The following is a 6064-nucleotide window of genomic DNA, read 5'->3' as shown; positions in this document are numbered from 1 at the left end:
CTCCATTACGTCCGGCTCGAACATAGCTACGAAAACATCCACCCCAAAGCCGACCGCCTCCACCGCATCACCCTCGATCTATACAACGGCTCCGAGTTTGTTGTGACAGACTGTGAAAGCTATCCCGTACTCGGCCCAAGACTCCAGCGCGATTTCCCGGAAGTGGTCAGCTATGCCCGCGTGGAGCATATCGGGAATACGGAAGTTGGGGTAGGAGCGGAAGGCTTTATCGTAGACCGCGTGTTTGCGGCGGACTCGCAATATTTTTCACTCTTTCAGGTGGATTTTGTGAAAGGCATAAAGGCCAGGGCGCTCCGGGGGCCAAACGAAGCCGTCATCAGCGAATCAACCGCAGCACAGCTCTTTGGTACGAAAGACCCCATGGGACAAGTGATCACCATCGCAGGAGAACCCCTTACCATCACCGGCGTCTTCAAAGACATTCCCGAAAGTACCCACCTCAAATTCGATATGTTACTGCCATTCCAACGGGTCACCAAAACCGACCCGGGACTCGATTCCTGGAATACGAACAATAATTACACGTATGTAGAGCTGGCCGATGGCGTATCGCTGGAAGAATTTAACCGCAAGCTGCACCGGCTATCCAAAGAACGGCTCCGCAACGAGATCCTTACCGCTGCGCCTATTAAAGATATCCACCTGTACTCCACCCGCAGCTATGAACCGGAACCGCCCGGCAACATCGATACCGTTAACTTCCTGCTGGTTATCGCGGTCCTCATCCTGCTGATCGGCGCTATAAACTATGTCAACCTCACTACCGCACGCGCTTCCGAACGCTGGAAGGAAGCAGGCATCCGTAAAGTAATGGGAGCCACGCGCGCCACGCTCGTTAGACAGTTTCTCCTGGAATCCGTTATCGTGAACTTCGCGGCGTTCCTTTTGGCACTGGTCCTCCTCGCATTGCTGACGCCGTTTTACTTGCAACTGGTTAATAAACCGGTGAACCTCCCGGTAATTGGCGCGCCTGGCTTCTGGTGGCTTTGTACGGTGTTGTTTGCCGTCAATTGCTTCCTGTCGGGCTTGCAGCCTGCGATGATGATGGCCACGGTCAACCCCGTTTCTGTAATGGCCAGGACTACCGGACGTGGTGGTGCCAAAGGAGGTGCTTTGCGGAGAGTTTTGGTGGTCGGACAATTCACCGTAGCGGTAGTGGTCATTTCCTTTATACTGGTCATCTATCGCCAGTTGCATTTCATGAAAAATCAGGACAAAGGCGTGAACCTGGAACAGGTGCTGGTAATAAAAGACCTGTTCGACGGTACCGGAGACTCCCTGCGCCTGAGCCGCCAGCTGGCGATACGGGAGTCGTTACTGCGACTGCCCTCCATACAGGAAGTGTCGCGCTCCACATCACTGCCAGGTGCTGATGTGAATGATATGAATACCACCAACAATGTACAACGCGAGGGCGCAGTACCAAACAGTTATAATTTCTACGCATACCCGGTAGATGCGCACTTTCTGCCCCTGATGGGCATCCGCATCTCCGCAGGCCGGAATTTCTATGAAACCGGTGGCAGTGACCATGATGTGTTAATCAACGAGGAAGCCGCCAGAGTGCTGGGTTTCACATCTCCGGAAAAAGCAATCGGGCAAAGGCTTTCCTACCAGGGGGGAAGTACGGTGGTGGGCGTGACGAAAAACTTCGCGCAGCGATCCGTCAAAGATGCGGCTATACCCATGATCCTTGTCAACCAATCGCAGTTTGCGCAATACTTTTCGGTGAAGTTGCAGGCAAATAAAGCAGCGGAAACCATCGCAGATATAGAGAAGATTTGGCGCACGCATCAACCGGGGCGGGCTTTCGATTATTTCTTCCTGGACGAGCAGTACGACCGGCAGTTTAAAGCAGACATGCAGTTTGGATCGATCGTGTCTGTATTCACCGCGTTTACCGTTTTCATCACCTGCCTTGGATTGCTGGGGCTGACGGCGCACAGCATAGCGCGGCGCACACGGGAGATCGGTATCCGGAAAGTACTGGGCGCGAGCGTGGGAGGGATCGTCCGACTTTTTGCGAAGGATTACGTGAAACTGGCGGCCGTGTCTATGTGCATCGGTATCCCCGTGGCCGTCTGGCTGCAGCACCGGTGGCTGCAGGACTTCGCGCTCCGGGCTGATATGCCCTGGTGGATTTATACGATGGCGGGCGGTACGATCTTATTGGTAGCGCTCATTACGGTAGGGCTCCAGTCGGTGCGGGCGGCAATGGCCAACCCGGTCAAGAGCCTGGGGGATTGAGGAATCGGAGATATACCGGATATTTCGTAAATTCCCTTATAATCCCAACCTACCATGATCCCAGTTAAGAAATTAATCGAGGATATGCAGAAAGCATACGACCAAAATCAGTATGATTTTATTGTAAATACCCTGAACGATCAGCTTTTGGAAGATTACGGGAGCGCGGACCTTTACGCGGAAAGAGCAAAAGTAAGCAACGCGCAAAAAAAGATGGAGGAATGCGAGAATTATCTGAATAAGGCTTTTGCTATCAACCCTTCCAGCAATTCAGCAACTACCGTTAAGGGATATTGGCTTTATTCGAATAGTAAATATAAGGAGGCGATTACCTGCTTTGAAGAAGTACTGAAATCCGCACCCGACGAGTCCAAAGCCTATGTGGGGCTTGGACATGTATTTATTGATCAGCGGGATTTTGATGCCGCCCTGCATTCCTATGAAAGAGCAGTGTTGAAAGATGAGAATTCCTTCCGTGGCTATAACGGGATCGGGAATGTATACCTGGAAACAGGAAAATTGGATCAGGCGATTGAAAGTTTCAGAAAAGCACTGACCTTATCCGGCGCCTGGCAGATCTATCATAACCTGGGCGTGGCATACAGGCGGACTGGTGATTTAGTAGAAAGCATAGAAAACCTGAATAAAGCATTGGAAAAGGCAAATGACGAATCAGATATCTACTTGGAATTGGGAAATACCTACCAGGAAAAGGAAGACCACGAGGAAGCGATCAGGAATTTCTCGCTGGCGTTGGATTTAAACCCTGCTAATGATGTAGCCCTTTACAACAGGGCATTGTCTTACCTGAGCCTGAAGAATTATAAAAACGCCCTGAAGGATTTCGAACAGTACATTGCTGTAACCAAGGCTGCCCCCGACTTCTACACGGAGATTGCCACCTCGAAGGTAGAGGAGCTGAATAAAATCCTTGACAACGACACCTACACAAAAGCCAGCGAAATTGTAGAGCACATCAAAAAACTCCTGCTGTTTACGGATAATTGCGTAACACATTATACGAGCCTCACGGTGGCGAGGGCCCTCATCCTCGAAGAAAGCAAACTGAGGTTGTCGGAAGGCGCATTTCTGAACGATACTTCAGAAGGCAGGGAATTGTATAATTACCTTGCCATCCACGCCGCGCCGGCGAATAGCAACGCGCTCATTGCACAGGTATTTGCGCCGAAACCCTTTATCGGCAGCTTCGTCGCAGAAAGCAAGCACGACGACCTTACATTATGGAGAATGTATGGGAAAGAAGCAAAGGAGGAAGCCAGGGGATGCGCCCTCACCATCAGCAGGGATGAATTCCTCAGAACCCTCAGGAATGCAGTAGCCGGCGAAACAAAAACCGGCAGCCAGCTGAATACCGACGCGGAATTTAATTTCTACCGCGTAGCCTACCTGGGACAAGGCGGCCAGTTCATCATTCCCGGGGCAGACGAAGCCATCGAAGATCAACTGAACGCCTACCTGTCTGATCTGCGTACCCAAACCGATGCCACCAAGGCCGAGGCCACGGCCGATATTTCCAATATCTTCAAGCTGATCAATGAAATTGCCTTTCTCTTCAAAAGTATTGAATATCAATATGAGCATGAAGTACGGCTCGTCATCAACGGCAGCGGGTTTGAAAAACAGATTCTGAAGGAAAGCGTTCCCCCGAGAGTGTATATCGAGCTCGTTCCGGTAAACTCCTCGATCAAGGAAATCACATTGGGCCCGAAGGTAGACCGGGCAGATGAATGGGCCTCCGCTTTCTATTACAGTATCAGTAAAAAACACGCCCGGCCGCAGATATTGATCTCGCATCTGCCGTTTAAATAGCCGGAAGTTTATCGCGCTGCTGACGCCGTACCAAATAAATACCCTACGCTCACGTTCCAGCTTTTGCTCTTCTGTGAGATTTGCGGATTAGGATCCACATCCGTCAATCCCAACGTATAACCCGCGCCGATCATCAAACCAAAATGAAATTCATACCCGGCGGTAAATCCCACGCCCGCATCGAATGGACGGATATATTGTTTCCGGGCGAGCGCCGCTTCATAATCCCTTTCTTTGTCGAGGAAATATACTTTTTCCGTTTCGGTTCCGGGGCCGTAACCGGCCCAATGATCTACAAAAGTGCTCTTTACCCGGCCGCTGACGCCGTAAGACAGGACAGGACCGCCGCCGGCGAAAAGCCGCCCCGGCCCCAGGGGATATTTGCCCAGGAAGTGCAGCGGCAACTGCAGGTAATGATACCGCGTAGCGATGTTGGCATCGATGGGCCCGTCTGATGGCCCCGGAACAATCCCCTCTGCATCAAAACCCCGCTGCAGGTAACGGAACCGGGGCTGTATGGCAAAATAATCACCGAAAGGAATGTCTGCCAGGATGCCGGCCTGAAACCCTGAAACCGCGTTAAATGACAGCCCTCTCGTGCTGTACGTTTCCGCTTTCATGGAAACGCCCGATTGGTTATATCCTGCTTGAATTCCGAAACGTACCTGGGCGCCAGCAGCGTGGAAGAAGAATAGCGAAAAGGGAAAGATAAATAATTTTCTCATGGGGAAAATGTTGATTGCATCCGTTGAACGGACCGCTGCCTGGGATGTTACTGGCTTCCTGTGAAGTTAACACGGACATAACTTAGACCAGCGCGCATATCCGGATCAAGCAGCACGCACACGGCTGGCACGCAGCCGGCTGAGCCCTTTTCCCACCAGGGTCATGGTGGCGATCCCGAGCGTGTAAATTCATCTGGGAGGGAGGATTGATCATTATTTCAGGTGCCACTTTATTGGCCCTCGCCCTCAGCGTCATCAAAATGTTGAAGGAAAGGAAGCGGAACAGGCAGTCGGACGCACGCGTTTCGTAGGCACGGCCTGCATTTTGTTGAAGAAAGGAGGAAGCATTTCTTTAACAACCGTAACAAAACCCCCAGCCATGAGAAGCAAAGCTAGTATCAAAGGCCATTCGCTGCACCCAATGCTGGTTTCCTTTCCGATCGCATTCTTCACGGGCGCCCTCGTTTTTGACGGGCTGAGATGGTTTTCGGGCAAAATTTTCTACAGCGACATCGCGGAAGTGATGATCGTTGCCGGCATCATCGGTTCCGTTGCAGCCGCCATACCCGGCGTGATCGATTACCTCTACACGGTGCCCCCGAAGAGCTCCGGCAAGAAGCGCGCGGCCAAACACGGCATCACCAATGTATGCGTACTGCTGATCTTCGCAGGAACGCTCATCTACCGCACCCATAACGGGCAGAACGATATCACCACCATCCTGCTGCTGGAAGCGGTGGCTGTTGGATTGATGGTTTTTGCCGGCTGGATGGGGGGCACTCTCGTAGCGCGCAACCAGATCGGCGTGGATCACCGCTTCGCGGAGGCCGGTAAATGGAAGGAACTGCACCTGCAGGCGCAGAGTGGCCGTGTAGAAATCACCGATTTCGGGGAACTGAAAACCGACCAGATGATGCTTGTTCATGTGGATAACAAGCGCATCGTTATCGCACGTACCGAAAACGGCTTCGCTGCCTTCGATGACCATTGTCCGCACCGCGGCGGTTCCCTGGCCGGCGGCGCGATGATCTGCGGCACGGTGCAATGCCCCTGGCACGGCTCCCAGTTCGATGTGCATTCCGGCGCACCCAAAGCAGGGCCCGCCAAAACAGGGATACCCGTTTATCCATTGCAGTTTTCCGGTGGTAAACTCTTCCTGGAATTGCCGGCCGGATGATAAAAGTTTAAGGATTTGGAGGCTGCGGCCGTTGCAGGCTGTCGGCCGGTGGTGGAGAGGCGGG

General features: G+C 52.4%; 4 protein-coding genes. 3 read left to right on the top strand and 1 reads right to left on the bottom strand.

Features of this window, described 5'->3' with window-relative positions; genetic code table 11:
• Both Q0510_RS22340 and Q0510_RS22335 read left to right on the top strand, forming a co-directional pair.
• A partial coding sequence (locus tag Q0510_RS22340) for an FtsX-like permease family protein (protein WP_298716666.1) occupies window positions 1-2268 on the top strand: 2268 nt, incomplete at its 5' end.
• Window positions 2269-2322: 54 nt separating this feature from the next.
• Window positions 2323-4098, top strand: a complete 1776-nt coding sequence (locus tag Q0510_RS22335; protein ID WP_298716664.1) for a tetratricopeptide repeat protein — start codon at window positions 2323-2325, stop codon at window positions 4096-4098.
• 8 nt (window positions 4099-4106) lie between these two features.
• Here the strand turns inward: Q0510_RS22335 and Q0510_RS22330 are convergent, their stop codons facing one another.
• A complete protein-coding gene (locus Q0510_RS22330; RefSeq protein WP_298716662.1) occupies window positions 4107-4823 on the bottom strand; it encodes a porin family protein in 717 nt (238 codons plus the stop codon).
• A 379-nt stretch (window positions 4824-5202) separates the two neighbouring features.
• Between Q0510_RS22330 and Q0510_RS22325 the strand changes: the two genes are divergently transcribed.
• Window positions 5203-6000: a DUF2231 domain-containing protein gene (locus Q0510_RS22325; protein WP_298716660.1), complete on the top strand. Its 798-nt coding sequence runs from the start codon at window positions 5203-5205 to the stop codon at window positions 5998-6000.
• Window positions 6001-6064: the final 64 nt, after the last annotated feature.

The organism is uncultured Chitinophaga sp., from assembly GCF_937874145.1.
Taxonomy (GTDB): domain Bacteria; phylum Bacteroidota; class Bacteroidia; order Chitinophagales; family Chitinophagaceae; genus Chitinophaga.
The sequence above is the reverse complement of the archived record's forward strand: the minus strand, read 5'-3'. Positions and strand labels throughout refer to the sequence as shown.